General features: G+C 40.3%; 24 protein-coding genes, 5 tRNA genes and 1 other RNA gene. 22 read left to right on the top strand and 8 right to left on the bottom strand.

The window, feature by feature from the left end; all coding sequences use genetic code 11:
- Positions 1-132: 132 nt before the first annotated feature.
- From rsmG to rpmH, 8 genes are all read right to left on the bottom strand, one after another.
- Positions 133-849, bottom strand: a complete 717-nt coding sequence (gene rsmG / locus VB077_RS01395) for a 16S rRNA (guanine(527)-N(7))-methyltransferase RsmG (RefSeq protein WP_323413417.1) — start codon at positions 847-849, stop codon at positions 133-135.
- Positions 839-2,752 carry a tRNA uridine-5-carboxymethylaminomethyl(34) synthesis enzyme MnmG gene (mnmG, locus tag VB077_RS01390; RefSeq protein ID WP_323413416.1) on the bottom strand — a complete coding sequence of 638 codons (1,914 nt, stop codon included), beginning with the start codon at positions 2,750-2,752 and terminating at the stop codon, positions 839-841. The genes rsmG and mnmG overlap by 11 nt, the downstream gene beginning before the upstream one ends.
- An 8-nt stretch (positions 2,753-2,760) precedes the next feature.
- On the bottom strand, positions 2,761-4,122 hold the full coding sequence (mnmE, locus tag VB077_RS01385) for a tRNA uridine-5-carboxymethylaminomethyl(34) synthesis GTPase MnmE (RefSeq protein ID WP_323413415.1): 1,362 nt from the start codon (positions 4,120-4,122) through the stop codon (positions 2,761-2,763).
- A 53-nt stretch (positions 4,123-4,175) separates the two neighbouring features.
- The gene (gene jag, locus VB077_RS01380) at positions 4,176-4,814 is read right to left on the bottom strand and encodes an RNA-binding cell elongation regulator Jag/EloR (protein ID WP_323413414.1); all 639 of its coding nucleotides are present in this window, start codon (positions 4,812-4,814) and stop codon (positions 4,176-4,178) included.
- 27 nt (positions 4,815-4,841) lie between these two features.
- On the bottom strand, positions 4,842-5,534 hold the full coding sequence (locus VB077_RS01375; protein ID WP_323413413.1) for a YidC/Oxa1 family membrane protein insertase: 693 nt from the start codon (positions 5,532-5,534) through the stop codon (positions 4,842-4,844).
- Positions 5,535-5,545: 11 nt separating this feature from the next.
- Complete coding sequence (gene yidD, locus VB077_RS01370; RefSeq protein WP_323413431.1) at positions 5,546-5,764, bottom strand: membrane protein insertion efficiency factor YidD; 219 nt, start codon at positions 5,762-5,764, stop codon at positions 5,546-5,548.
- Between the two features lie 37 nt (positions 5,765-5,801).
- Positions 5,802-6,131 carry a ribonuclease P protein component gene (rnpA, locus tag VB077_RS01365; protein ID WP_323413412.1) on the bottom strand — a complete coding sequence of 110 codons (330 nt, stop codon included), beginning with the start codon at positions 6,129-6,131 and terminating at the stop codon, positions 5,802-5,804.
- Between the two features lie 150 nt (positions 6,132-6,281).
- Positions 6,282-6,416, bottom strand: a complete 135-nt coding sequence (gene rpmH, locus VB077_RS01360) for a 50S ribosomal protein L34 (RefSeq protein WP_025248573.1) — start codon at positions 6,414-6,416, stop codon at positions 6,282-6,284.
- Positions 6,417-6,777: 361 nt separating this feature from the next.
- Between rpmH and dnaA the strand changes: the two genes are divergently transcribed.
- From dnaA to VB077_RS01250, 22 genes are all read left to right on the top strand, one after another.
- Complete coding sequence (gene dnaA / locus VB077_RS01355; RefSeq protein WP_323413411.1) at positions 6,778-8,127, top strand: chromosomal replication initiator protein DnaA; 1,350 nt, start codon at positions 6,778-6,780, stop codon at positions 8,125-8,127.
- 193 nt (positions 8,128-8,320) lie between these two features.
- Positions 8,321-9,427, top strand: coding sequence for a DNA polymerase III subunit beta (dnaN, locus tag VB077_RS01350; protein WP_323413410.1), 1,107 nt, complete (start codon positions 8,321-8,323; stop codon positions 9,425-9,427).
- A 3-nt stretch (positions 9,428-9,430) separates the two neighbouring features.
- Positions 9,431-10,522: a DNA replication/repair protein RecF gene (gene recF, locus VB077_RS01345; protein ID WP_323413409.1), complete on the top strand. Its 1,092-nt coding sequence runs from the start codon at positions 9,431-9,433 to the stop codon at positions 10,520-10,522.
- Positions 10,522-10,794, top strand: a complete 273-nt coding sequence (gene remB, locus VB077_RS01340) for an extracellular matrix regulator RemB (RefSeq protein ID WP_323413408.1) — start codon at positions 10,522-10,524, stop codon at positions 10,792-10,794. Before recF ends, remB begins: the two co-directional genes overlap by 1 nt.
- 74 nt (positions 10,795-10,868) lie before the next feature.
- Positions 10,869-12,803: a DNA topoisomerase (ATP-hydrolyzing) subunit B gene (gene gyrB, locus VB077_RS01335; RefSeq protein ID WP_323413407.1), complete on the top strand. Its 1,935-nt coding sequence runs from the start codon at positions 10,869-10,871 to the stop codon at positions 12,801-12,803.
- A gap of 14 nt (positions 12,804-12,817) precedes the next feature.
- Positions 12,818-15,292: a DNA gyrase subunit A gene (gyrA, locus tag VB077_RS01330; RefSeq protein WP_323413406.1), complete on the top strand. Its 2,475-nt coding sequence runs from the start codon at positions 12,818-12,820 to the stop codon at positions 15,290-15,292.
- 80 nt (positions 15,293-15,372) lie between these two features.
- The gene (gene pdxS / locus VB077_RS01325) at positions 15,373-16,257 is read left to right on the top strand and encodes a pyridoxal 5'-phosphate synthase lyase subunit PdxS (protein WP_323413405.1); all 885 of its coding nucleotides are present in this window, start codon (positions 15,373-15,375) and stop codon (positions 16,255-16,257) included.
- A 3-nt stretch (positions 16,258-16,260) separates the two neighbouring features.
- Positions 16,261-16,848, top strand: coding sequence for a pyridoxal 5'-phosphate synthase glutaminase subunit PdxT (gene pdxT, locus VB077_RS01320; RefSeq protein WP_323413404.1), 588 nt, complete (start codon positions 16,261-16,263; stop codon positions 16,846-16,848).
- A 23-nt stretch (positions 16,849-16,871) separates the two neighbouring features.
- On the top strand, positions 16,872-18,137 hold the full coding sequence (serS, locus tag VB077_RS01315; RefSeq protein WP_323413403.1) for a serine--tRNA ligase: 1,266 nt from the start codon (positions 16,872-16,874) through the stop codon (positions 18,135-18,137).
- Between the two features lie 66 nt (positions 18,138-18,203).
- Positions 18,204-18,292 (top strand) — tRNA-Ser (locus tag VB077_RS01310).
- A 179-nt stretch (positions 18,293-18,471) separates the two neighbouring features.
- Positions 18,472-18,548 (top strand) — tRNA-Arg (locus VB077_RS01305).
- Between the two features lie 27 nt (positions 18,549-18,575).
- Positions 18,576-18,654, top strand: a tRNA-Arg gene (locus tag VB077_RS01300).
- Between the two features lie 15 nt (positions 18,655-18,669).
- A complete protein-coding gene (gene tadA / locus VB077_RS01295; RefSeq protein ID WP_323413402.1) occupies positions 18,670-19,116 on the top strand; it encodes a tRNA adenosine(34) deaminase TadA in 447 nt (148 codons plus the stop codon).
- 15 nt (positions 19,117-19,131) lie between these two features.
- Positions 19,132-19,222, top strand: a tRNA-Ser gene (locus VB077_RS01290).
- A gap of 445 nt (positions 19,223-19,667) precedes the next feature.
- The gene (locus VB077_RS01285; RefSeq protein WP_323413401.1) at positions 19,668-20,882 is read left to right on the top strand and encodes an ATP-binding protein; all 1,215 of its coding nucleotides are present in this window, start codon (positions 19,668-19,670) and stop codon (positions 20,880-20,882) included.
- A 365-nt stretch (positions 20,883-21,247) separates the two neighbouring features.
- Entirely contained in the window at positions 21,248-21,418 is a 171-nt protein-coding gene (locus tag VB077_RS01280; RefSeq protein ID WP_323413400.1) for an aspartyl-phosphate phosphatase Spo0E family protein, read from the top strand.
- A 123-nt stretch (positions 21,419-21,541) separates the two neighbouring features.
- Positions 21,542-21,634, top strand: a tRNA-Ser gene (locus VB077_RS01275).
- 73 nt (positions 21,635-21,707) lie between these two features.
- Positions 21,708-21,972, top strand: an RNA gene (gene ffs, locus VB077_RS01270) — signal recognition particle sRNA large type.
- 92 nt (positions 21,973-22,064) lie between these two features.
- Complete coding sequence (gene dnaX / locus VB077_RS01265) at positions 22,065-23,750, top strand: DNA polymerase III subunit gamma/tau (RefSeq protein WP_323413399.1); 1,686 nt, start codon at positions 22,065-22,067, stop codon at positions 23,748-23,750.
- Positions 23,751-23,814: 64 nt separating this feature from the next.
- On the top strand, positions 23,815-24,162 hold the full coding sequence (locus VB077_RS01260; protein ID WP_323413398.1) for a YbaB/EbfC family nucleoid-associated protein: 348 nt from the start codon (positions 23,815-23,817) through the stop codon (positions 24,160-24,162).
- Positions 24,163-24,181: 19 nt separating this feature from the next.
- The gene (gene recR, locus VB077_RS01255; protein ID WP_323413397.1) at positions 24,182-24,778 is read left to right on the top strand and encodes a recombination mediator RecR; all 597 of its coding nucleotides are present in this window, start codon (positions 24,182-24,184) and stop codon (positions 24,776-24,778) included.
- Positions 24,779-24,906: 128 nt separating this feature from the next.
- Positions 24,907-25,161 (top strand): pro-sigmaK processing inhibitor BofA family protein, encoded by a 255-nt coding sequence (locus VB077_RS01250; RefSeq protein ID WP_323413396.1) that lies wholly within the window; start codon positions 24,907-24,909, stop codon positions 25,159-25,161.
- Positions 25,162-25,366 lie beyond the last annotated feature (205 nt).

Here is a 25,366-nt window from a genome sequence, read left to right as displayed (position 1 = left end):
TTTTAAAAACAAAAACACGATTAACCGCAAATCGCTAACCGTGTTTCGTAAAAGAGAACTTACTGCAGATGGAGTTTTAACTGCCGATAGTTCCGATGGAACTATCAAGCACGTTTCTGAGGTTTAGTTGATTTAGAGAGGATTTTTAGCGGGAGTTCCGGCTTTCCGGGGATATTGCCGAGGCGTTTCTTTGATCTTTTTAATGATAATAATTGATCGATGCTCGGCCTCTTCTCCCAGATTAAACTTTTTGATATCAATAACTTGAGCACCGAGAACCTCTAAAGCATTTGCCGATTCCTTAACTTCATCTTCCGCTTGACTGCCTTTAGCGGCGAGAAATACTCCCCCTGCATTTAAAACAGGAAGAGCATATTCTAACAATACCGGCAAGCGCGCTACCGCTCTTGAAACAACGGTATCAAACTGTCCTCTATACTGAGGATTTCTTCCGAAATCCTCAGCACGAGTATGAATAGTAGTAACACAATCTAAATTGAGTTTCATAATAACGGCCTGCAAAAAATCTAACCGCTTAGCTAAAGAATCCACTAGCGTAAAACTTTTATCATTATAAAATATCTTTAAAGGGACACCCGGAAAACCTGCTCCTGTCCCAATATCAACAACCTTATCCCCTTGCACCCATGGAGTCAATGTTAAAGAATCCAGGAAATGCTTCACGATAATCTCTTGGGGATCGGTAATACTCGTTAAATTCATTTTTTCATTCCACTCGACTAAGAGATCCCCATAGAGTGAAAACTGTTCAAGCTGAGTATCGGATAATTTTATTTCGATTATCGTACTAACTAAATCTCTGAAAGCAGAAAGATGTTCAGCAATCACCGTTTTTCACTCCCCGACGTTTCTGCTCTAAATAAACCATAAGTACTGAAATATCTGCCGGCGTCACACCGGTAATTCGTGAAGCTTGACCAAGATTTCCGGGATATACTTCTTTCAAACGCTGTCTTCCCTCGGTTGATAAACCTATAATATCATCATATTGAATATTAGAGGGAATAATACGGTCCTCCATCTTGGCAAACCTTTCAATCTCAAACCACTGCTTCTCAATATAACCCGCATATTTTGTTTCGATTTCTGCTTCTTGAAGGACCTCTTCTTCGTATTCTTCTATTTCAGGAATCAATTTTTTAATTTGTTGAACGGATATTTCCGGACGACGAATTAATTCTTCGACACTAAGTCCACCTTTAGCAGGAGTTGAATTAGCGGAATTCAAAACATCTTGTAAATTTTGATTAAGCGGTGAAAAAACGGTTTCATGCCACAATGATTTAACTTTTTCAAGTTGTTCGCGCTTTTGCTCAAATCGCTGCCAACGCTCATCATCGACTAAACCTATACGCCGACCACGCTCTGTAAGTCTTAAATCAGCATTATCTTGTCGCAGAACCAAGCGATATTCCGCCCTTGAAGTCAGTAATCGATAGGGTTCTTTCACCCCTTTATTGACAAGATCATCTACAAGTACCCCTAAATAACCATCCGAACGCCGAATAATAAAAGGATCCATTTCTTTTACCTTTAACGCAGCATTGATACCCGCCAATAATCCTTGAGCTGCAGCTTCTTCATAACCTGATGTTCCATTAAGCTGACCTGCGGTAAATAGCCCGGGAAGTTTTCGTACTTCTAAACTTAGAGAAAGCTGATGAGGTTTCACATAATCATATTCAATAGCATATCCCGGTCGCAATAGATTTACATTTTCAAGCCCCGGAATACTTCTTAGGATGTCATATTGCACATCCTCAGGCATACTGGTAGAAAGCCCGGCGATGTATATTTCGTCACTATTCCAGCCCTCAGGTTCTAAAAAAATCTGATGGGCGGGACGACCGGCAAAACGTACGACCTTATCTTCGATTGATGGGCAATAGCGAGGCCCAATACCCTCTATCTCTCCGGAATAAAGCGGAGCACGATATAGATTTTCTGTGATAATTTCATGAGTATGCGGCGTCGTGTAACCTAACCAACAGGGAACCTGCCTTTGAGGATCTCTTCCCCAAAAAATACTTTCCGTCGGCATAAAGGAATATCTCCACGGAATCTCATCACCCGGCTGGATTTTGAACTTGCTGAAATCGATCGAACGCCGATGGATACGCGGGGGAGTTCCCGTCTTAAAACGTCCGAGTTCAATTCCCAGATCCTTCAGCCCCTGTGTCAAATTCACAGCAGCTTGCTGCCCATTCGGACCCCCTTCATACTTCGTTGGACCAATAATAATACGACCCCGCAAATACGTTCCGCTTGTGAGCACGAGACTTTTGGCCTGAAAATAAGCTCCCGTTCGGGTTAAGACACCGGCAATTTTCCCATCTTCAACCTTGATATTTTCAACAAGGGCTTGGATAATACTCAATCGGGGTTGTGCCATAAGGACATCTCTCATTCGATGAGAATAAGCCTGCTTATCCGATTGCACCCTAAGAGCATGAACCGCCGGGCCTTTCCCTGTATTAAGCATCCGAACCTGCAGAGATGTCTCATCTGCAACAATCCCCATTTGACCGCCTAACGCATCAATTTCTCTGACTAAATGACCTTTTGCCGGACCTCCCAATGAGGGGTTGCACGGCATGTGAGCAACCGTATCTAAACATAAAGTAATAAGTAAGGTTTTACATCCTAAGCGTGCAGAAGCCAAGGCTGCCTCACACCCAGCATGACCCGCACCCACAACGATCACATCATAGCTTCCAGCCTGATATTCCACGATTTAACCTACTTTCCTATACAAAATCGAGTAAATATATCATCAAGCAGTGATTCCTGAACACTCTGCCCCGTAATTTCTGAGATAGCCTCTAAGGCTTCGCGTATATCGATTGAAATAATATCCCAAGGGATACCCGCTCTTAAACTCGAACGTGCTTGCTGTAAACTCTCTGATCCTCTCTTTAATAAAGTTATTTGACGGACATTAGACAACAAGGGTTCCTTGGATTGTTCACTTCTTCCCGAAAATACACGTCTTCTTATTTCATTTTCTAAAGAATCAAAACCCATTTCTTTCTGCACCGAAAAAGGAATCCAAACTTCTTGTTTTAACGGAGATACGCTAGGCATACTTTCAAGAAGATCAACTTTATTTAATAAAACAATAATGCGTTCTGAAAAACGTTCAATAATTTCTCTCTCTTCACTAGATAATTCTTTTCCCGCCTCGATAATCAAGAGAATGAGTTCCGCCTTTTCAACAGCCTTCCGGGTCCGCTCAATTCCAATCTTTTCAATCAAATCTTCACTTTTTCTAATTCCCGCAGTATCTACAAGCTGTAATAAAATTCCGCCAACATTTACCGACTCACGTATCTCATCCCGTGTTGTCCCGGGTATATTGGTAACAATAGCACGCTCTTCATGCATTAAAGCATTAAGAAGACTCGATTTACCTACATTAGGTTGACCGACAATTACAGTCAATAAACCTTCGCGCAAGATTTTACCTGTTTTGCTCCCCTGTAACAAATCCTCGGCTTGTTTAATTCCGCGATCTATTCGGGATTCTAAGGCATCTCTGTCGAGTTCCTCAACATCATCTTCGGGAAAATCAATACCTGCTTCAATAAACGCTAATATTTCCAAAACGGACTCACGCAAGGCTGCAATTTTAGCGGATAACCCTCCGTCCAGCTGCGAGAGTGCTAAATCTGCTGATGCATCATTTTTAGCCGAAATTAAATCAATAATTGCCTCCGCTTGAATAAGATCTAATTTACCATTGAGAAAAGCCCTTTTTGTAAACTCACCGGCCTCGGCAAGGCGTGCACCATTTTTTAAGCATATTTCCAATATCTTTTGAGCAACAAACAAACCGCCATGACAACTAATTTCAATGACATCTTCCCCGGTAAAAGAATTCGGGGCAAGCATTCTGCTCACTAAAACCTCATCAATAATTCTATCCTGATCTCTGAATTTTCCTAAATACAGAGTATATGTTTCATGACGAACCCAACGCTCTTTATTTTTAGGCAAAAAACAGTGATTGATTATTTCCGAAGCTTTTGGACCACTGAGTCTAATAACATGGATACTCGCTTCTCCTAAAGAGGTAGCCAAGGCGACAATTGTATCATCCACTCAAATCGCTCCCAATAAATAGAGTATAAAACAAAAAAAGGGGGCAAAGCCCCTCAAGAAATTTCTTTTGTCTTTTTTAGAGAAATAATGACCCGGCGATGGGGCTCTTCTCCTTCGCTAAACGTGGAAATTCGTGAATCATCTTGAAGCGCAGTATGGATAATCCTACGTTCATGGGGGTTCATCGGTTCTAAGACTACTCGATTTCCCGTTCTTTTCACTCTCTCAGATAATCGCTTAGCCAAACTAATTAACGTGTCCTCACGTCTTTGTCGATAGCCTTCAACATCAACAAGGATCCTTATTTTCTCGGACATTTTTTTCGAAACAGCTAAATTCGTAAGAAATTGCAAAGCTTCGAGAGTATCTCCTCTTCTTCCGATCAAAATTCCCAATTCGGAACCCGTAATATTAACATACCGTTGCTTATCTTTTTGCCCTGAATTAAATTCAGCCTGAACGCCCATTGCTGTACAGACTTCTTCTAAAAACTGACAAGCAAGAATACCCGGATCATCTTCATAGGATACTCTTACTTTGGCTAAACTCGTTCCTAATAAACCAAAAAGTCCTTTTTTAACGGGTTCTTCTAAAACTTCTATCGTGGCATTTTCTCGTTTAACTCCTAATTCCGTAAGACAAGCTTCAATAGCGTCTTCCACAGTTTTTCCTGTTTTCTCAGCTATTCTCATGGAAATCCTCCCTCACGTTCCTCCATCTTAGGCAGCAGCTTTTTCTTTCTCCTTTTCTAACTTGCGATTGATATAAAGTTGTTGAAATACAGAAACAACATTCATAACAACAAAATATAATCCGAGACCCGCCGGAACAGTATACGTAATATACCCCATAAATAGCGGCATAATGTACATCATCGATTTTTGGGTTGAAGCCATCGCCGCAGCACTGGAATTATCACCTGCCGAAGGGGTAGCAGCCGTCGTAAGTTTTGTTTGCAGGAAAGTCGTTGCCGCCGATAAAATGGGTAAAATAAAAGTTTTATCACTAAGAGTTAGGTTAAACCATAAAAATTGGGCTTGGCTTGGATCGGTAATATAATTGCCAAAACTGGCTAATGTTTTATATAGTGCCCAGAATATTGGGAGTTGAATAATAAGCGGTAAACATCCGGCTGCCGGATTAACGTTATTCTCTTTATAGAGCTCCATTACCTTGGCATTCATTTTTTCCGGTTCATTTTTGAACTTTTTCTGAATTTCCTGCATCTTTGGTTGTAAATCCGCAGTTTTCCGCATAGAAGCCATCTGTTTCCATGTTAAAGGATAAATAATCGATTTGATAATTATCGTTAAGAGAATAATGGCAATACCATAACTCGGTATTCCAATAAGAGCAGTTATATCATATAACCACTTTAAAAGAGTTGTCATCCACTGAACAAAAATATTCACAAAAACCCTCCTTAAACTGGATCATAGCCTCCCGGATGAAAAGGATGACATTTAGAAATCCGGACAATGGATTTCCATCCTCCTTTAATAACCCCATATTTTCTTAATGCTTGAATCGCATACTCCGAACATGTCGGATAAAAACGGCAAGAAGGCGGTTTTAAAGGAGAAATAAACTTTTGGTAAAATCGAATCATACCAATTAATAATTTTATTAATAATTTTTTCATAGCAATCACACTAACTCTTCATAATTTATAAAATAATTTATAGCAAAGCCTTTGCTTTTTTTAGCGTATCTAAACAACTCTTTTCAACTTCCCGATAAGAAACTCCTTTAATATTTGCCCGCGCAATACAAATTATTTCTAGATTAGGCTTTATTTTAACCGCATTTAGCCAAAAGACTTCGCGCATTAACCGTTTTGCCCGGTTTCGCTGAACCGCATTTCCCACTTTTTTCGAAGCAATAAATCCGTACTTCGACTTTCCCTCCATAATGTAAAAAACAACATAACGATTGGAGAAACTTCTTCCATGAGCAAAAACGTTCTTATAATCTTTCTTATGGCGTAAGCGAAGATTTCGCGCAAGCATAGTTCCTCCGAAAAAGAATATCCCCTCTATACTAGTATTAAAAACCTTAATCATTTTTAAACTTGGGAAATTCAAAATAAACTTGGCGAGCGCCAAGTTTCAACGCATTATCACGATGAGCACGATGAAAAAGGCCACAAATATGCGGCCTTAAGCAGATAATTTTTTCCGCCCTTTTAGACGACGTCTTTTAAGTACATTTCTTCCCGTTGCACTACTCATCCGGCTTAAGAAACCGTGTACTCTTTTATGACGGCGATTTTTCGGTTGATACGTTCTCTTCACTGAAGCACCTCCTTTGAGCAAAAGGACATTAAACGAAGAATATCTCAATAACAGATATCTTAAAAGATTATACTCTAGTTAAATTTATCATGTCAAGGTAAATGAAAGGAATAAATGTGGATAACTTAAAGGTTCTAAAAGTTATCCACTGTGCATAAATATTATTTCTCAGTGAAGTTTCTGTTGATAACCTATTGAAAACTTGGTATTATGTTTTTGCAGCTCCATATTTCGATTATTTTTTAATGTTTATTTACTCACAGCTTAAATCGATGCTAAGTTATCCACAAATGTGTATAAGTTTGTGTATAACTTTTTTTTGACTTAAATAAATACCTAATTCAACAAGGGAGGTTCATTCATGCCACCCCGCCCATCGCTTCAAAAATTATGGCAAGAGACTCTTGCCAAACTTGAAACAGAACTCTCTAAGCCAAGTTTTGAAACTTGGCTTAGTTCAACCTGTTTGCTTAATATGGATGGCAATACGTTAGTCATCGGAGTTCCTAACGAATTTGCCAAAGACTGGTTGGAAAGCCGCTATGCCCCTCTCATTCGCTCGGCTGTTCAAACCGTTTTCAATCAGCCCATGAATTTACGCTTTATAATCGGCACCCAGAAAGAGGCAAAACCCAAAATAGAGACTTCTCCACCGGTTTCGTTACCGGATATCACTGAAACAACACCTAATTTTTTAATACCGAAGTATACTTTTGATACTTTTGTCATTGGTAACAGCAACCGCTTCGCACATGCCGCGGCTCTTGCAGTAGCGGAATCACCCGCCAAATCTTATAATCCTTTATTTATATACGGGGGTGTTGGATTAGGAAAAACACACTTAATGCACGCCATCGGCAATTATGTTTTGGAGCGTTCTCCGAATACCCGTGTTCTTTACGTATCCAGCGAAAAATTTACCAATGAATTAATTGAATCTATTCGTGATAAGAATCCGGTTGAATTTCGTAACCATTATCGCAATGTTGATATCCTTCTCATTGACGATATTCAATTTTTAGCGGGTAAAGAAGGAACACAGGAAGAATTTTTCCATACCTTTAATGCACTTTATGAAGCCGATAAACAAATTATTATTTCCTCCGATCGTCCGCCTAAGGAAATTCCCACGTTGGAAGACCGTCTCAGATCCCGATTTGAATGGGGCTTAATTACCGACATTCAAGCCCCGAATTTAGAAACACGGATCGCCATTTTAAGAAAAAAGGCTAAATTAGAAAACCTCCAAGTCTCTAATGATGTCATGGTTTACATCGCGGATAAAATTCAATCCAATATTCGAGAACTCGAGGGAGCACTTATTCGTGTTATGGCATATGCCTCCCTTTCAGATAAACCGATTACCGTCGAAATTGCAGCGGAAGCATTAAAGGATATTATTCCGGTCAATGAACCAAAACAAATAACAATTGATATGATTCAAGAAGCTGTTGCCGAATATTATCACCTCTCTTTAGGAGAATTTAAGGCCAAAAAGAGAACCCGGGCTATTGCTTTTCCTCGCCAAATCGCGATGTATCTTTGCCGTGAGTTAACAGACTATTCGTTGCCGAAAATTGGCGATGAATTTGGCGGAAGGGATCACACCACAGTCATCCATGCCCACGATAAAATCACCCAAGGCCGCAAAAAAGATCCTCTGTTAGATAAAAGGATCAATGAAATTATTCAAAGGATACAATCTTATTAAAAATAAATTTTGTGTACATGTGGATAATTTTTCAGAAGTTATTCACATGTTTTTAAACATTTCTTTTCCCTTTATTTTTAGGGTTGAAAACAGATATCCACAAAGAGACAAGCTATAATACTATAACGACTAATTAATATCTTATTATTGTTAACCCTAACTTATACCTATGTTAATTGTGAGGAGGTTATTCATGAAAATATTCTGTTCGAAAGATGCCCTGCTTACCGGCGTAAATACGGTTCAAAAAGCGGTATCCAATAAAAACACCCTGCCGGTATTACAAGGGATATTGATTAAAGCCGAAAACAATTCCTTAATTTTTGAAGCGACTGATATGGAAATCGGCATTCGTTGCGTAGTGGATGCCCAAATTGAGAGAGAAGGAACAGTCGTTCTTCCGGCAAGACTGTTTTCCGAAATTGTTCGTAAACTGCCAACGGCGACAATAGAAATTGAACAACGTGATGACGCCGTCAATATTCACTATTATGAATCGGATATTTTATTAAAAGGTTTTGATCCTGAAGAATTCCCCTTACTTCCGGATCTTTTTGATGCTGCTTCTTTTAATTTACCGATTAACTTATTTAAAACGATGATTCGTCAGACTGTTTATGCATGTGCGCTTGAAGAAAATAGACCCGTGTTTACGGGAATTTTACTACAAATTGAAGATTCAAATATTCGTTTAATAGGAACAGATACCCACCGCTTAGCCTATCGAATTTCGGAGATAGAAAATCCCGAAGGGCAGAAGTTTTACGGTGTTATTCCGGGGAAAACCTTATCTGAAATTTATCGCCTTCTTAAAGAGGACGATGAAGTACTGACGATTCGTTTTAATCAATCCCAAATATCTTTTCAGTTTGGTTCCGTTCATTTATTGTCACGGCTGATTGACGGACAATTCCCGAACTATAAACAAGTTATTCCAAAAAGTTGTCAGACTAAAATTTATCTTTCAACACGGGAATTTTCGGATGCTGTGGAAAGGGCATCTCTGCTGGCTCGGGACAGCAGCAGTCATGCCAATATAGTACGTTTATCCGCAGATCAAGAAAAATTATGGCTGGATCAAACGTCGGAAATAGGTAAAATATCGGAAAAGATGGATATACAAATGGAAGGCACTGAAGTTAAAGTCGCCTTTAATGCTAAATTCTTGCTGGATGTGCTTAAAGTTATAGATAACGAAAAAATCATTTTTGAACTTTCCGGGCCCTATGGTCCGGGTGTCATCCGTCCGGCAGATGATCCTAATTACATCAATCTGGTCCTCCCGGTACGAACTTCATAAATCATGGAAATTGCCAACCTTCACTTGCAAAACTTCAGAAATTATAAAGATGAAAAGGTTCTGTTTTCTCCCGGCATTAATGTTTTACAAGGACAAAATGGGCAAGGTAAAACAAATATTTTAGAAGCTATTTATTACCTTTTAACAGGAAAGTCCTATCGCGTTCGTAAAGAGAAAGAGTTAATCCTTTGGGGAGAAGATGCCTTCCATATCTTTGGCGATTTTTTGGCTTTGGATCGTAAATTAAGTTTGGAAAGTCATTACCTGGATAAACGAAAAATTGTTAAAATAAATAATGTTCCCTGCCGAAAATTATCGGATTATGTAGGAACGATCAATGTTGTATTTTTTTCACCGGATGATCTGATTATGGTGAAAGGCGGCCCGGCCGAAAGAAGGCGTTTTTTGGATTTCCATATTGCTCAGCTCTATTCCCGTCATGTTCATATTCTGAATGCTTATAACAAAGTGCTTCATCAGAAGGCTGCTTTATTAAAAAGTCCTTTTGAGCCATCAAAAATATCCAATATAGAAATATGGAATGAACAATTAATGGATCTGGGTTCTAAAGTGATTCTCAATCGCTGGAAGTTTACCCAAGTCCTAGCCCAAAAAAGTAAAGAAATTTATGATCAACTCTCCTCCGGTGAAGAAGAATTAAGTTTGAATTACTTAGCCTTAGGTCACCAGAATGTAGAGGAAGCGTTACATGAATTTCCCATCATGCTAAAAGAAAAAATGAAACAAGAAATTGAACGACAGGTTGTATTAGTTGGTCCTCACCGAGATGACCTTAATTTTCAACTCAATGGAAAATCGGCAAGAGTTTTTGCTTCACAAGGACAGCAGCGCTCCATTGTATTAAGCTTAAAATTGGCTGAACTTGAAGTGATCTTTCTCGAAAAAGGAGAGTATCCGCTTCTACTCTTAGACGATGTTCTGTCTGAACTTGATATTTTTCGGAGAGAATATTTATTAGAATTTATTAAACCGATTCGTCAAGCTCTAATTACAATGACGAGTGCTGAAAAGCCGTTAACTGAAGTAGCGGCATTATACCGTGTCGACAAAGGACATATAGGGAGGATAATCTAATGTTTTTACATTTGGGTGGAGATATTTTAGTGAGCCAGAAAAAGGTCATTGCAATCTTAAATCTGGAAACTGCCATAAATAACATCTCTTCTGAAAACTTTTTAAAACAAATAAGGAAAAACGAAAATATTTACTCTATTTCAGAAAGCGGGAAAGAGAAATCTTTAATTATTACAACCGAAGGAAATTACTTATCCCCTATTTCTTCAACAACACTTTTAAAACGTTCGTTATCCATTGAGGAGCAAGTGGATGAAACGAGAACGGATTGATTGAGGGGTTATTTCGTCGTATAATAAATAGGTTAAAGGTTATTCGATTAGGAATTATTTGGGAGGGGACAGCTTTGCAAGAAAATGCCGATTTCCAAGAGAAAGTACCGGAAAGCGTTGAGTATAATGCTGAACAAATCGTCGTATTAGAAGGTTTAGAGGCTGTTCGCAAACGTCCTGGAATGTATATCGGTTCAACAAGCAGCAGAGGGCTTCATCATTTAGTTTATGAAATTGTTGATAACAGTATTGACGAGGCTTTGGCAGGATATTGCGATAAAATTGAAGTTATTATTCGTAAGGATAATACAATTTGTGTAAAAGATAATGGACGGGGTATTCCTGTTGATATTCATCCAAAGTTAGGTAAACCGGCTGTTGAGGTTGCATTAACGGTACTCCATGCAGGCGGAAAATTTAATAATAGTGCTTATAAAGTTTCAGGGGGTCTGCACGGCGTTGGTTTAAGTGTGGTTAATGCCCTATCGAAATGGTTGCACGTTGATGTCAAAAAAGACGGAAAGATCTATCATCAGGAATATGCACGTGGAAAAGCCGTGACCGAACTAACGATAATCGGAGAAACAGAGGGTACGGGAACACAAATTGTCTTTGCTCCGGACCCGCAAATATTTGATGAGACGACCGTTTTTGAGTTTGATATTCTGGCTCACCGGCTTCGTGAATTATCTTTTTTAAATAAAAAAATATCGATTACCTTAACCGATGAAAGAACAGAAGAACAAGAAGTATATTTTCATACCGGCGGTATTATTGATTTTGTAAAATACATTAATCGCAACAAAGATGTTTTACATCCGCAGCCTATTTACTTTGAAGCGGTGAAGGATAATGTAGAAGTTGAAATTGGCATCCAATATAACGATTCCTATACAGAGAATCTTTTTTCGTATGCGAATAATATTCATACTCAAGAAGGCGGTACGCATGAAGCCGGATTTAAAGCGGCTTTAACACGCGTCATTAACGATTATGCCCGTAAAAATAATTTGATTAAAGGAAATGATGCTAATCTTAGCGGTGACGATATCCGTGAAGGAATGACAGCAGTTATTTCCGTCAAGGTTCCAGATCCCCAATTTGAGGGCCAAACCAAAACGAAATTGGGTAATTCTGAAATTCGGTCAATTGTTGATTCAATAATGGGTGAGGGTCTTAATGTTTTTCTTGAAGAAAATCCCGCCGTCGGTAAAAGGATTATTGATAAATCACTTCAAGCTCTGCGTGCCAGAGAAGCGGCTCGTAAGGCGAGGGAACTGACGCGAAGAAAAGGGGCTTTGGAAGTCAGCTCTTTACCCGGAAAACTTGCGGATTGTTCCTGGAAAGAAGCCGACCTTTGTGAAATGTATTTGGTTGAGGGTGATAGTGCAGGAGGTTCGGCAAAACAAGGACGTGATCGCCGTTTTCAGGCTATTCTTCCCTTAAGAGGTAAGATTCTTAATGTTGAAAAGGCTCGTTTAGATCGAATTTTAGGTAATGCTGAAATCAGAGCTATGATTACGGCTATGGGTACAGGAATTTCGGATGATTTTGATCTGGAAAAAGCACGTTATCATAAACTCATTATTATGACAGATGCTGATGTTGACGGGGCGCATATTCGGATTCTTCTTCTGACATTTTTCTATCGCTATATGAGACCTTTGATTGATAATAATTATGTGTATATTGCCCAACCGCCACTATATCAAGTTAAAAAAGGAAAAGATGCTATTTATTGTTATACGGATGAAGAATTAACTAAGGCTTTAGATCGAGTCGGCCGGGAAAAAGCCGTTGTTCAAAGATATAAAGGTCTGGGGGAAATGAATCCGGAACAGCTTTGGGAAACGACCATGGATCCCGCCAAACGAACCATTCTGCAAGTGACGATGGATGATGCCATAAGGGCTGATGAACTTTTTACACTTTTAATGGGAGATAAAGTCGAGCCTCGCCGTGAATATATTTTCAAGTATGCTAAAGAAGTGCGTAATTTAGATATTTAAAGGAGTGCCTGTTAATGTCGATGGATATGCAAGGAGGAAAAGTTGTTCCGACAGAGATATCGGGAGAGCTTAAAAGGTCATTTATTGACTATTCCATGAGTGTTATTGCCAGCCGGGCCTTACCGGATGTTCGTGATGGTCTAAAGCCGGTTCACCGAAGAATTCTTTACACCCTTCATGAATTAGGAATGACACCTAATAAACCTTATAGTAAATCGGCGCGGCTTGTCGGGGACTGCATGGGGAAATTTCACCCTCATGGCGACTCCTCTATATATGATGCAGTTGTACGGTTAGCACAAGATTTTTCGAGTCGTTATCCCTTGGTTGACGGTCATGGAAATTTTGGATCAATTGATGGGGATTCGGCGGCTGCCATGCGTTATACCGAATGCCGGATGGCAAAAATGGCAACCTTTATGCTTGCTGATATTGAGAAAGATACCGTTAATTTTGTTCCCAACTATGATGAGAAACAAGAAGAACCCTCTGTTCTTCCTTCAAAGTTTCCTAATCTGCTGGTCAATGGTTCGTCAGGAATTGCCGTGGGGATGGCAACAAATATTCCTCCCCATAATTTAACGGAAGTCATTGACGGGACGATAGCCCAAATCGATAATCCGGATATTACAATTCAAGAATTAATGGAATATATCAAAGGACCGGACTTCCCGACAGGTGCAACGATTATGGGTACCGAAGGAATTTATCAGGCTTATACAACAGGGAGAGGTATTTTTAAGACCCGAGCCAAAGCACATATCGAACACATGGAAAAATCGGGGAAGATGCGTATTTTAATCACAGAAATTCCCTATATGGTCAACAAAGCAAGACTTGTTGAAAAGATTGCGGAGCTTGTTAGAGAGAAGAAAATCGAGGGAATTACGGATTTAAGAGATGAATCCGACCGTAGTGGTATGCGGATCGTGCTTGAACTGCGAAGGGATGTTGTTCCGCAAATTGTTCTTAATCAACTCTACAAACATACGCAATTGGAAGAATCCTTTGGTATGAACATGTTGGCTTTGGTTGAGGGTCGACCCAAACTCTTAACGCTTAAAGAAATGATCCATTATTTCATTGAGCATCAAAAAGACGTCATCACGCGGAGAACGAGATTTGAACTCAATAAAGCGGAAGCGGAGGCCCATATTCTTGAAGGATTAAGAATTGCTTTAGATCATATCGATGAAGTGATTCAAATTATCAGGACTTCTGCGGATGAAACAGACGCTAAAAATAATTTGATGACCCGGTTTGGGTTGAGTGACAAGCAGTCACAAGCCATTGTCGATATGCGTTTGAAACGCTTAACCGGATTAGAACGCGAAAAAATTGAAAATCAATTGCAAGAACTTTTGCAAACGATTGCGTATTTGCGCGCTGTTTTGGCTTCAGAAAAAATGGTGGACGAAATTATTAAAACCGAACTGACTGAAATTAAAAATAAATTTGGGGATGAACGGCGAACCCAAATTTCGATTGATGTAAGTAACATGCAAATTGAAGATTTAATTGCGGATGAAGATGTCGTCATTACGGTTACCCATAAAGGATATATTAAACGCCTGCCTCTAAATTCCTATAAGAGCCAAAGACGTGGAGGCAAGGGAGTTAACGGTATGGCCACGCGGGAAGAGGACTTTGTGGAGCACCTCTTCATCACGTCAACCCACCAATATATTCTCTTCTTTACTTCGCAAGGAAAGGTATATCGCCTTAGGGCGCATGAGATTCCGGAAGCCAGTAAGACGGCTAAAGGTACAGCCATCGTTAATATTTTAAACCTTAATCCAAGTGAAGAAATGATTACAGCCATTTTGTCGATAAAAGGTTATTCAGAGGATTTCTGTCTTTTGACGGCAACAAAGAACGGAATTGTTAAGAAATCAGCGCTCAATGAATATGATTCTCAGCGCAAGGATGGTTTAATTGCCTTATCCTTGGATGATGGGGACGAACTGATTGGTGTTCGTCTAACCAAGGAAAGTGATGATATTTTAATCGCTACAAAGAATGGCTTATCTATTCGTTTTAAATGTTCTGATGTACGAAGAATGGGACGTACAGCACGTGGTGTTAAAGGAATCAATCTAGAAAAAGGCGATTCTGTTGTTGGTATGGATGTTGTCTACGAAGATGGATCCGAACTTTTGACAATGACCGAAAATGGATTTTCTAAGAGAACAGATATCAGTGAATATCGGGTTCAAGGACGTGGCGGTAAAGGAATAATCGCGATGAAATTGAACCAAAAAACGGGAACTTTGATTGGAATTAAAATCGTAAAACCTGAAGATCAACTCATGATTATCACCGAAGATGGCATTGTTATCCGCCAAGATGTATCCGGAATATCTAAACAAGGAAGATCGGCACAAGGTGTGATGGCGATGAGAACCGGTGAAAGTCTTGTTGTGGCCATTGCCAAAGTTGTATATAAAGAGGAAAATGAAGATTTCAGCGATGATAAAAACGAAGAATAGGGAAAATTGACAAACAATTATTCTAGTGCTAGTATTTCAAACAAATAACAACCGTTGTAAAACTATAGAGGAGGATTATCATGGCTGAAATAGCATCATGGAAAGTTAAAACAGGACTGGCAGAAATGCTTAAGGGTGGAGTAATTATGGATGTTACGACACCTGAACAAGCAAAAATAGCTGAAGAAGCAGGAGCCTGTGCCGTTATGGCATTAGAAAGAGTTCCTTCTGATATTCGTGCAGCAGGCGGGGTTGCCAGAATGGCAGATCCGACGATTATTCAAAAGATCATGGACGTTGTTACTATCCCTGTCATGGCTAAGGCAAGGATTGGCCATTTCGTTGAGGCTCAAATTCTCGAATCATTGGGCGCAGATTATATCGATGAGAGTGAAGTTTTAACACCTGCAGACGATATGTATCATATCAATAAACATGATTTTAAAGTTCCGTTTGTCTGCGGGGCCAGAAATTTGGGTGAAGCTCTTCGTCGTATCGGCGAAGGTGCTGCTATGATTCGGACAAAAGGTGAACCGGGAACAGGCAATGTTGTGGAAGCTGTACGCCATATGCGCACAGTTATGAGTGAAATTCGTACACTTTCAACGATGCCCAAAGAAGAATTGATGACAGCGGCAAAAAATATGGGTGCTCCCTATGATTTAGTGAAATATGTAGCAGAAAACGGAAAACTCCCTGTTGTTAATTTCGCCGCAGGCGGAATTGCAACCCCTGCTGACGCTGCCTTGATGATGCAGCTTGGAGTTGATGGTATTTTCGTCGGCTCAGGTATTTTTAAATCGGGTGATCCTGTAAAACGAGCCAAAGCTATCGTTTTAGCGACTACGAATTATAAAGACCCCAAAATCTTAGCTGAGATATCTAAAGATCTCGGTGAAGCGATGTCTGGCATAGAAATTTCAACCCTCAGTGAAAGTGAACGTATGCAGGAGCGAGGCTGGTAGTCAATGACGAAGAAAATTGGTGTCCTAGCTTTGCAAGGTGCTTTCCGTGAACACCGACAAGCATTGGAAAGTTTGGGCTGTGAAGTGATAGAAGTCCGTAAATCCAGTGATTTAGAAGATATTAAAGGACTGATTATTCCCGGTGGAGAAAGTACGACGATGGGTAAACTTCTTCAAGTCGATAATCTTGGTGAAAACATTAAAGAATTGGCCAAGAAGAACTTACCTATTTTCGGTACTTGTGCCGGAATGATCGTATTAAGTAAAAACATTGAAGGCAGTAATCAATATAGCTTAGGTTTAATGGATGTCACAGTTCAACGCAATGCATTTGGACGCCAAATTGCGAGTTTTGAAACGAATCTATTGGTACCTGCATTAGGCAGGGAACCGGTAAGAGCTGTTTTTATTCGAGCGCCATACCTTAAAGAAGTGGCTCCAAACGTTGGGATTTTAGCCGAATATGAAGGAAAAGTTGTATTTGCTCGGCAAGGAAATCTAATAGCGAGTGCTTTTCACCCAGAATTAACGGAGGACCGAAGAGTACATCAATATTTTCTCTCGATTGTTGATGAACAAATGGCCAAATAGGACTTGACATAGGGGGGTAAAAATTGTTAGATCTCAAATTTGTACGAACTCATCCGGAAGTTATTAAGGAAGCGCTTAACAAGCGTAATTCAAGTGTAAATTTGGATGAGTTTTTGGTACACGAGGAAAATTATCGGAAGTTGCTTTTCGAAGTTGAAAACCTTAAGGCAAAGCGTAATACTGTATCGGAGGAAGTCGGCAAGCGGAAGAAAAATGGTGAAGATGCCGCAGCGTTAATCCTTGAAATGCGTGAAGTCGGACAAAAGATAAAAGATTTAGAGGAAAAACAAAACGATCTCGAGAAAAAGATGCAAGCCATATTATATGAAATTCCAAATATTCCGCATGAATCGGTGCCTGTAGGTCCGGATGAATCCGCAAATGTTCAAGTGCGTTCGTGGGGAAATCCAAGGAAATTTGAATTTGAACCATTAGCCCATTATGATATTGGCGAAAAGTTAAATATCTTAGATTTTGCTCGTGCCGGTAAGGTTACCGGAGCACGTTTTACCTTTTATCGAGGGTTAGGAGCTAAACTTGAGCGAGCCTTGATTAGTTTTATGCTGGATCGTCATACGGCAAAAGGTTATACCGAAATTCTCCCACCTTATATGGTCAATCGAAGCTCAATGTTTGGTACCGGGCAGCTGCCGAAATTTGAAGAGGATGCCTTTAAAGTTATGGGAACAGATTATTTCTTGATTCCTACGGCTGAAGTCCCTGTAACCAATTTATACCGTGATGAAATTTTGGATGTGGAAATGCTGCCAATTTATCATTGTGCCTATAGTGCCTGTTTCCGTTCTGAGGCAGGTTCTGCAGGAAGGGATACCCGTGGCTTAATTCGTCAGCATCAATTTAATAAGGTTGAGCTTGTAAAATTTGCTTTTCCTGAGAACTCCTATGAAGAACTGGAAAAGCTGACTCGGGATGCCGAAGCAATTCTACAAGAGCTGGAACTTCCTTATCGTGTTATGGCTCTGTCAACAGGAGATATCGGGTTTAGTTCGGCTAAGACGTATGATTTAGAGGTATGGCTTCCAAGCTTTAATACATATCGTGAAATATCGTCATGCAGTAATTTTGAAGATTTCCAAGCGCGGAGAGCTAATATCCGTTTCCGCCGCGGACCAAAAGAAAAACCGGAATATGTACATACCCTAAATGGCAGCGGTTTAGCAATTGGCCGGACTGTTGCGGCAATTCTTGAGAATTATCAAGAAAAAGATGGGCGGGTCCGTGTACCTAAAGCCTTACAACCCTATATGGGTGTTGAATTTATTGGTTAATTATTACTTAAAGATAATCGTTTACAGCCTTTAAAATTTATGATATACTAGCATCCGTATTGATTTGGAGGGGTGTCCGAGTGGTTTAAGGAGCTGGTCTTGAAAACCAGTGACTCCGCAAGGGGCCGTGGGTTCGAATCCCACCCCCTCCGCCATTTAATAAACACGATTTTATTCAAAATCCGTAACAAATGAATCAGCGACAGGGGAATGGGATTCGAACGGGAGGAATAGAAAATGCGACCTTTGGAAGCATTTTCCCGACCAGGCGTGAAAGTGAGTGTAACGAACGGCGCGAATCCCACCCCCTCCGCCATTTAATCCGCCATTTTATGCGCTCGTGGCTCAGCTGGATAGAGCGTCTGACTACGAATCAGAAGGCCGGGGGTTCGAATCCCTCCGAGCGCACCATATAATTCTCAGATGAAACAGCGTCTTGGCCTCGTAGCTCAGGTGGATAGAGCGGGGGTTTCCTAAACCCTGTCTTGCGGAGGTTCGAGTCCTCCCGGGGTCACCATTATAGAGGTACTCTATGAGTCATCAGGATTGGATGCGCATTGCCTTGGAACAGGCCAAGATCGCGTATGATTTAGGAGAAGTTCCGATAGGTGCAGTTGTTGTACAAGATAATCATGTTATTGCTTTAGCTCATAATGAGAAAGAGCAAAGGCAAGACCCAACAGCTCATGCCGAGGTTTTAGCTGTACAACGTGCCACAGAAAAGTTGGGGGTTTGGCGTTTATCTGAAGCAACACTTTACGTTACGTTAGAACCTTGTCCGATGTGTGCAGGTGCTTTAGTCCAAGCACGTTTGAAGAGACTTGTTTATGGAGCAAGCGATCTGAAAGGCGGTGCGGTCGGTTCAGTGATGAATGTTTTGGACCGGAACTATTGGAACCACCGGGTGGATGTGATTGCAGGAATCCTCGAGGATGAATGCGCGGCACTGCTGAAGGATTTTTTTCGTAAGCATCGGTAAAAAGTGAATAAGTTTGGAGGAGTATCGAAGTGGTCATAACGAGCCCGACTCGAAATCGGGTTGGCGCGTGAGCGTCACGTGGGTTCGAATCCCACCTCCTCCGCCATACATATATTTTAATCATGCAATCAATGACCTGTCAGTTTTGACAGGTCATTTTTATAAACCAAAATAAGCGGCGACTAATACTCTGTGCTTAATAAGAAATTATAAAGTAGTTTTGCGGATATAACCATAAAAATGTTAATGAGAAATAATGTTTAGCGGATTTAATGTTATTTGAAATTCGACAGCGGCAAAACACTTATACCTTGCTCACAATTATTCGAAAAATATTCTTTGCTGCTTATATTCGAGTTTATCAACCGATAAAAACTTATACCCCGATATCTTGGCACACTAATTGAATTACAGTTTGGGTGATGAATTTCGTAGAAATATATATTTTATAAGTTATATCTTATATAGTCTAATAAATAAACTTGCATTTAAGATATACACGCGATATTGTATTGCTATGATATTAGATATGGCAAGGGGGTCTTTTATTTATGATCAATCGAGAGTTATACATGAGCCGCATTCGTCCCTTTATTGGGAATAAGCTTATTAAGGTTTTAACCGGCATCCGGCGCAGTGGCAAGTCTGTCATGTTGGAATTAATTAAGCAAGAGCTGGTCACCTCCGGTGTCAATGAAAATCAGTTCATTTCTATCAATTTCGAGAATATGAGCAACGCACACCTTTGCTTTGCAAACGCCTTGCATGAGGAAATTACCAGGCGGGTGAAGGAGATCTCCGCTAAGGCCTATCTGTTTTTTGATGAAATTCAAGAAGTTGCTGGCTGGGAAAGGTGCATCAATTCCTTTCGGGTTGAATTTGACTGTGATATTTATATTACCGGCTCCAATGCCAAGCTGCTTTCGGGAGAACTGGCCACATACCTGGCAGGAAGGTATGTAGAGTTTGTGATTTATCCTTTTTCTTTTCAAGAGTTTTCAAAGCTATATCAAGAGGTTTTTTCCGATGCCAATTCGAGAGAGATGTTTATCCGGTATTTGACGGATGGCGGGATGCCGTATTTGAGCAATCTTCGTTATGCCGAACAGCCAAGCCGTCAGTATCTGCAAGACCTCTACAACTCCGTTGTTCTGAAGGATATCGTAAAACGCAACAGTATTCGGGATGTTGATCTGCTGGAGCGTATCATCGCCTATATTACGGCTAATGTCGGGACGACTTTCTCTGCTACGGCAATTTCTAAATATCTCAAAAGCGAGGGGCGCACTGTAGCGCCAGAAACAATATTGAACTATATCAAGGCTTGCGAGGATGCCTTTCTGTTCTACCGTGTCCGCAGGCAGGATTTGCAGGGGAAGAAGATTCTTACTGTCAATGAAAAATACTATATTGCCGATCACGGAATAAGGGAGGCTGTTTTCGGCGGGAATAGGAAAGATATCAATCTCATTTTTGAGAATATTGTTTTTATGGAGTTGCTGCGCCGGGGCTATAAAGTTACCGTTGGAAAAGCAGGAGAAAAAGAGATTGATTTTATCGCTGAAAAGCAAGGGCAAAAGCTCTATGTTCAAGTGGCCTACCTGCTTGCCTCTGAGGAAACGATCCAACGTGAATTCGGAGCATATGATGCTATAAAGGATAACTATCCCAAGTATGTTGTGTCCTATGACGAATTTGATATGAGCAGGGATGGTCTCAAGCATTGGAACATACGTGAATTTCTTCTGACAGATGATTGGAATTGAAAATAGAAGGGGTATATCGGTACTTTAGTGCCCTTGTACATTGATGCTGCACTTTTAATGATATAGAAGCATGGTTATACAAAACAATGAAATATATCAAAATGTCGTTGAATAAAGTGTTATTAATCTTCAAAAAGTCGTTGTACTTTTTGTATTTTTGCTATGGCTGACAGATTGCGGCCTTGTGCATCAAGTAAACCGTGTAACCGCTCTATCGGAAGTATTAATAATCTTTGCGACTTATCAATTTAAAGTAATAAGTCATAATTCGACAGACAATTCCCTGTTTCTGGAATAAATTTCGTTGTTATTTTCTCTTGAAATCTTTAAAATGTAATATATAAAGAGATTCGGGGGGAATAAAAATGGAAAAAAAACTTTTAAAGAGAATAGAGGCGTTGCGAAAAAAACTGAATAAACTGGGCTTAACCCATAATCTTGTAGATGATGAAGTTGTCGAAGTCAGTCAACAACTTGATCAATTATTAAACCAATATCAACGAGTTACGACATATAAACAATTAAGTTTTTGGTAAAGTAGAATTTGTAGAATATGGAATGGGAAGTCTTTGGTGAAATTTGTTGACATGGTTTTAACTATAGCTTATAATATCAAACGTCACTTGAAATTTAATATCTTATTTTCAACGACCCACCACGGAGAGGTGGCTGAGCTGGTCGAAGGCGCTCGCCTGGAAAGCGAGTACATGGGGTAACCTGTGTCGAGGGTTCGAATCCCTCTCTCTCCGCCATTAGTTAACTAGAGCCAAGTTTGATCAATAATGTATTCGACTTCGGCTTTTTATTTTGTTATAATAATTTTGGTCGTGCTAGACGGGATGGTGGCGGAATCCTGTAACCTGCAATCCGCTATAGCAGGGTTGAATTCCTGCGCGAGGGCAACGCTTGTGGAGCGGCCAAGTATGACTTGTAATGAAGTTTGGGTCTTACGCAACAGAGCACTTTGAACCGTGTCAGATCCTGACGGAAGCAGCACTAAGGAGTAAACTCTGTGTGCCGTAAGATTGCCTAAACCGAGCAAGGAAGCTTGGATTCGTCCGGAAGTGTTTGTTCGGACAAAGGTGCACGGCCTTTAAATTTAAGATGGTCTATGTACCATCTTTTTTGGTATATACGGAAAAAACAACGAATGATGTCTTGGCGAAAAGTGAAGGTGGGATAATGGCCTATTTAGCGCTTTATCGTGAATGGCGCCCGAAAAAGTTCAGTGAAATAGTGGGTCAGGAACATGTGACAAAGACCCTCACCAATGCCTTAAAACAAGGAAAAATTGCCCATGCTTATTTGTTCAGCGGGCCTCGCGGAACAGGAAAAACGACTGCGGCCAAAGTTCTGGCTAAAGCTTTAAATTGTGAGAATCCAAACGGAATTGAACCTTGTAATCAGTGTTCCTCTTGTTTAAGCATTGACCAGGGAAACGCAATGGAAGTCTTGGAAATCGATGCTGCATCGAACCGCGGTATTGATGAAATCCGTGAATTGCGTGAAAATGTTCGGCTTAGTGCAAGTGAAGGAAAATATAAAGTCTATATTATTGATGAAGTTCATATGCTGACGACGGAAGCCTTCAATGCTTTGCTCAAGACGCTAGAAGAACCGCCGAAACAAGTCGTTTTTATCCTGGCAACGACAGAGGTTCAAAAAATACCGTTGACCATCCTGTCTCGAGTGCAGCGTTTTGAATTTCACCGAATTCCTCTTGAGCAAATTGAGACACGTTTACAAGAAGTCTGTCAAGCGATTGAGCGTACTGTTTCTCCGGAGGCCTTGAAAATTATTGCTCAAAAGTCTGAAGGGGGTTTACGTGACGCCTTAAGTGTTCTTGATCAGTGTTTACTTCTGGATGGAAATATTGGGGTAGAGCAAGTTTATCAAGTTTTAGGAATGGTTGGGGAAGAATATAGCGCCAGACTCTTTGATATCCTTATTACTCGGGATTATGCCCAAGCATTAGGTTTATTGACAGAAGGAGTTAATCAAGGCCGTGATCCGCGGCAGATATTGAAGGAATTTCTGGAGTATTTGCGGCAGTCTTTACTCTATGTTTCAACCCATCAAATTCCTAATATTGCCCCTCAACTCAAAGAGAAAATTGCCGAGCAAAGTGACAAGGCTGGGATGAGGCTTATTCTTCAATGGATTAGTATCCTTTTGCAAGGAGAAGGTCAGCTTAAATATGCATCGAATGCCCGCCTTGCTGCGGAAATGTTAATCGTTCAAATGATTTATGATACGCAGGAACGGGCAGGAAGTCCTTCGGATAACGTGGAAATAGAGCGGCGTCTCACTTTACTTGAGCAGGAGGTTGGAAAGCTGGCATCGGGACAAGGTGCTCAGGTTCAATCCGCTCAATTTGCTCAACAGGATCAACAAAATCACCAAGGACGGGCTTCAAAAAGCCTACGAAATTCCGCTGAAGAAAAACGTAAACCCGAATCAAAAACGCCACCTAAGGTTAATTTATCTAAAAACGGACAAAACGGTCTATCGCTTGAACTTATTCAGGAAAAGTGGCCGGAAGTTCTGGACCAGGTGCGAAAATATAAAAAGTCAACCCATGCTTTTCTCATGGAAGGGAAACCTGCAGATTTAAGAGAGCAAAAATTGTATGTTGTTTTTAAGGAAGGGTTTTCATTTCACCGGGATAAAGTGGATCAACCTGAAAATCGAGAGACGATTGAAAAAGTGCTACAGGAGGTTTTGGGTACCCCTTTGCAAATGCAAAATATGATGGAGAACGAATGGGAAGGCTTAAAACCGAAAATAAATCAAGAAGACAATAATCCCATTGTTAAAAAAGCCGAAGATATTTTTGGCGCAGACCTTGTTGTGGTTAAGCAGGATTAGACAAGTAAGAGAATTTTAAGTACAATCATTTAAAGATGTATTTATAATAAGGAGCGTGTGATTTATGGGTTATAAAGGCGGTATGGGGAATATGGGGAATATGGGCAATATGAATAATATGTTGAAGCAAGCTCAGAAACTCCAGGAGGAAATGGCAAAAACTCAAGAGGAACTTAAATCAAAAACAGTTGATGCTTCGGCCGGCGGGGGCGCTGTCCAGGTTGTCGTTAGCGGAAAAATGGAACTTATTGAATTAAAGATTAAACCGGAGGCTGTGGATCCGGAAGATGTGGAAATGCTCGAAGATATGATTAAGGCTGCTGTCAATGAAGGCTTCCGTAAAGTTGAAGAAATGACGGCTTCGGAAATGGGCAGGCTGACCGGAGGCCTAAAAATCCCCGGATTGTTCTAGGATATCAGAGAACTAAAATATGGATTTTTTAAACTATCCACAGCCTTTAGCGGATCTTATCGCAGGTCTTTCGAAACTTCCGGGTATTGGGCCAAAAACGGCGGGCCGTTTAGCCTTTTATCTTTTGCAGCAACCTCAAACAGCTGAATCCCTTGCGGATACGATTCATTATGCTTTAAAGAATATTAAGGAATGCTCCGTTTGTTGTAATTACACCCAACAAGATCCTTGCCCTATTTGTACGAGCGATAAACGAGACCCCTCACTCCTCTGTATTGTAGAACAACCTCGGGATGTTGCTGCCCTAGAAAAAACAAGAGAATATAAGGGAAGATATCATGTTTTACATGGAGTTATTTCTCCACTTGAAGGGATTGGACCGGAGCAATTAACGGTTTCTAAATTTTTGAAACGACTGGATGGGGTTCAGGAAGTCGTTATGGCTCTGAATCCAACTGTCGAAGGGGAAGCAACCTCACTTTATTTGTCCAAGCTTTTAAAACCTATGGGAATTAAAGTGACACGGATCGCTCACGGTTTACCGGTTGGCGGAGATTTGGAGTATGCCGATGAGGTTACGATTGCCCGAGCTTTAGAAGGCCGCCGGCAGATTTAAAACGGTTCATTGAAAATTAGATAATGGCAGCGAAAAGTCAAAGATTTAAAGTCAGAGTCAGTTCTTCTTTGCAAACTTCAGGCATAGGCTTGGACTAGGACACTGGGACGAGCAAAGGAGGATTGACCATGACATTTATTTTTTTTGGTCTTTTCATTGTTCTAATGGGGCTGGTTGTGCTTTCAAGCTTAAGAAAACCGCATATTTTGCTTAAACTATCCATACATATTTTGGGAGGAATTGTGGGTTTATGGCTTTTAAACCTTGGTTTAAGTATTTTAGGTTTTGGAATTCCCATCAACGTGTCTACTATTATTCTTGTGGGTATTCTGGGTTTTCCGGGCGTTTTAGCACTTGTAGGACTGCAGGTCTTCGGGATTTAACCTGTACAGTTTTTCACACATATGATTTTATCTTGACTAATGAAACAGGCGAAGGTTATACTTGTACTGAAGAAGAAGGGGACTGTTCTAGTATATATTAGATCAGTGCCCTCGTCTATTTTTTGAAATTCTTTATGAAAATTCTATCTATTTAATAAGTCTAAATAGTGGTCTTATTAACATTTTGTGATAATAGATAGAAACA

Origin of the sequence: Desulfitobacterium sp. (genome assembly GCF_034927245.1) — a bacterium.
GTDB lineage: Bacteria > Bacillota > Desulfitobacteriia > Desulfitobacteriales > Desulfitobacteriaceae > Desulfitobacterium_A.
This window is presented reverse-complemented; position numbering and strand designations above follow the sequence as displayed.

Bases quoted from the DNA above. Each gene is read 5' to 3' on its own strand.
- jag (WP_323413414.1), bottom strand. From the start codon at position 4,814: ATGAGAATAGCTGAGAAAACAGGAAAAACTGTGGAAGACGCTATTGAA.
- yidD (WP_323413431.1), bottom strand. From the start codon at position 5,764: ATGAAAAAATTATTAATAAAATTATTAATTGGTATGATTCGATTTTAC.
- rnpA (WP_323413412.1), bottom strand. From the start codon at position 6,131: ATGCTTGCGCGAAATCTTCGCTTACGCCATAAGAAAGATTATAAGAAC.
- dnaA (WP_323413411.1), top strand. From the start codon at position 6,778: ATGCCACCCCGCCCATCGCTTCAAAAATTATGGCAAGAGACTCTTGCC.
- dnaN (WP_323413410.1), top strand. From the start codon at position 8,321: ATGAAAATATTCTGTTCGAAAGATGCCCTGCTTACCGGCGTAAATACG.
- recF (WP_323413409.1), top strand. From the start codon at position 9,431: ATGGAAATTGCCAACCTTCACTTGCAAAACTTCAGAAATTATAAAGAT.
- remB (WP_323413408.1), top strand. From the start codon at position 10,522: ATGTTTTTACATTTGGGTGGAGATATTTTAGTGAGCCAGAAAAAGGTC.
- gyrA (WP_323413406.1), top strand. From the start codon at position 12,818: ATGTCGATGGATATGCAAGGAGGAAAAGTTGTTCCGACAGAGATATCG.
- pdxS (WP_323413405.1), top strand. From the start codon at position 15,373: ATGGCTGAAATAGCATCATGGAAAGTTAAAACAGGACTGGCAGAAATG.
- pdxT (WP_323413404.1), top strand. From the start codon at position 16,261: ATGACGAAGAAAATTGGTGTCCTAGCTTTGCAAGGTGCTTTCCGTGAA.
- tadA (WP_323413402.1), top strand. From the start codon at position 18,670: ATGAGTCATCAGGATTGGATGCGCATTGCCTTGGAACAGGCCAAGATC.
- VB077_RS01285 (WP_323413401.1), top strand. From the start codon at position 19,668: ATGATCAATCGAGAGTTATACATGAGCCGCATTCGTCCCTTTATTGGG.
- VB077_RS01280 (WP_323413400.1), top strand. From the start codon at position 21,248: ATGGAAAAAAAACTTTTAAAGAGAATAGAGGCGTTGCGAAAAAAACTG.
- dnaX (WP_323413399.1), top strand. From the start codon at position 22,065: ATGGCCTATTTAGCGCTTTATCGTGAATGGCGCCCGAAAAAGTTCAGT.
- VB077_RS01260 (WP_323413398.1), top strand. From the start codon at position 23,815: ATGGGTTATAAAGGCGGTATGGGGAATATGGGGAATATGGGCAATATG.
- recR (WP_323413397.1), top strand. From the start codon at position 24,182: ATGGATTTTTTAAACTATCCACAGCCTTTAGCGGATCTTATCGCAGGT.
- VB077_RS01250 (WP_323413396.1), top strand. From the start codon at position 24,907: ATGACATTTATTTTTTTTGGTCTTTTCATTGTTCTAATGGGGCTGGTT.